This window comes from Thioalkalivibrio sp. ALgr3 (assembly GCF_000377325.1).
GTDB lineage: Bacteria > Pseudomonadota > Gammaproteobacteria > Ectothiorhodospirales > Ectothiorhodospiraceae > Thioalkalivibrio.
Map to the genome: position 1 here is coordinate 1 of NZ_KB898026.1, position 1,839 is coordinate 1,839.

Below are 1,839 nucleotides of genomic sequence, written 5' to 3' on the forward strand. Positions count from 1 at the left end.
GACGTTCATCGACGGCGTCGAGCAGACCGAACCGACCAACGACGAGGCATCCTCCATCACCGACCGGAGCGCCGCCTGAACCAGCGATCGCTCATACACCAGACTTGACCATAACTCGGCAAGGAGTTCGGGAACGCCTTTGTCCGCATTCCCCTCGTGAAATCGGCCAACATCATCCACGGGAATGCGTTGCGTATGGACTGGAGCGAGGTGGTGCCCCCCTCCTCGCAGACCTACGTTTTCGGTAACCCTCCCTTCAACGGCAGCAAGACCCTTTCTGCGAAACAGACCGAAGACCGTAACCACGCCTGCCAGGAGGTGAAGGGCCATGGTGACCTCGATTTCGTGAGCGGCTGGTATGTGAAGGCCATCAACTACATTCAGGGCACCACAACCCGGTGCGCGCTGGTATCCACCAACTCGATCACCCAGGGCGAGCAGGTCGGCGTGCTGTTCCGCTATCTCCTGGATCGGGGCCTCAAGATCCAGTTCGCGCACCGGACATTCCGGTGGCGAAACGAAGCTCGGGGAGTGGCGGCGGTCCACTGCGTCATCATCGGTTTCGGGCTTCAGGATGTCCCGAAAAAGCGTCTGTTCGAGTACGGAGACCCGACCGGAGAACCTATGGAGGTCGAGGTTGAGAACATCAACCCGTACCTGGTGGATGGCCCGGACGTACTTCTCGCTTCACGGAACAAGCCGCTGTGCCCGGCCCCGACCATCCGAACCGGGAACAAGCCGATTGACGGAGGCTTCTACCTGTTCACACCCGAGGAGAAGGTGGAGTTCCTTGCCAAGGAACCGCAGGCGGAGCCCTATTTCCGGCGCTGGATCGGTTCTCAGGAGTTCATCAATGGAATCGAGCGCTGGGTTCTGTGGTTGGGCGACTGCTCGCCCGCCGAGCTGAAGAGGCTCCCGCACGCGCTGAAGCTGGTCGAAGCGGTGCGCCAGTACCGGCTGGGCGAGGGACCGAACAAGAAGGGGAACATGCCGAAAAAGCAGCCCCCCGCGTCCACTCAGGCGCTCGCCAAGAAACCCACGCGCTTTCACATCGAGAGCATTCCCGAGGGTCGATACCTCGTGCTGCCGGAGGTGTCGTCAGAAAGGCGCCCCTACATCCCGTTCGGCTACCTGGACGAGCAGACCTATCCCAGCAATCTCGTGAAGGTCGCCTTTGACGCTGAACCCTACCACTTCGGCGTTCTCTGCTCGTACATGCACATGGCCTGGGTTCGAGCCGTCTGCGGGCGGATGAAGAGCGACTACCGATATTCGGTGCAGATCGTCTACAACAACTTCCCGTGGCCGACGCCCACCGACGCCCAGCGTCGGAAGATCGAGAGCACGGCGCAGGGCATCCTCGACGCGCGGAGCAACCATCCTGACTCCACGCTGGCCGACCTCTACGACCCGCTGACCATGCCGGACGATCTGCGCAAGGCGCATGAGGCCAATGATCGGGCCGTCGATCAGGCGTATGGCCGCCGGAGTTTCCGAGTGGAAGCGGAGCGGGTGGGCTATCTCTTCGAGCGCTACATCGAGGCCATCGGTCAGTAACCCGGCCTCGCCGGGGCCGCTGATCCCCTGCTCACCATTCGTTTGCAGCGGTCCACGGGTAGGGGCGTTGGCCCGTGAGGAGCCGGTTCAGGAGGCCAGTGCGGGGGGGGCGAGGGTATGCCCTCCGTGTCCACGGTGCGTACTGAGCAGGAGTTTTTGGGAGGGGGTTTTTTGGACGCACCCCCTTTTTTTGGCGGATGAAGCCCGTGAGAAATCACATAAGTTATTGAAAAGATGGTGGGCCCGGTCGGACTCGAACCGACGACCAAAGGATTATGAGTC

The 1,839-nt window shown here is 61.5% G+C and carries 1 protein-coding gene and 1 pseudogene; one reads left to right on the top strand and one right to left on the bottom strand.

Going from position 1 to position 1,839, the window contains the following annotated elements:
- Window positions 1-180, bottom strand: a pseudogene (locus tag C998_RS15275) (hypothetical protein); the annotation flags it as partial.
- Here C998_RS15275 and C998_RS14295 point away from each other — a divergent pair.
- Window positions 157-1,557 carry a type IIL restriction-modification enzyme MmeI gene (locus C998_RS14295; protein ID WP_018871471.1) on the top strand — a complete coding sequence of 467 codons (1,401 nt, stop codon included), beginning with the start codon at window positions 157-159 and terminating at the stop codon, window positions 1,555-1,557. The pseudogene C998_RS15275 and the gene C998_RS14295 sit on opposite strands and share 24 nt — an antisense overlap.
- Window positions 1,558-1,839: the final 282 nt, after the last annotated feature.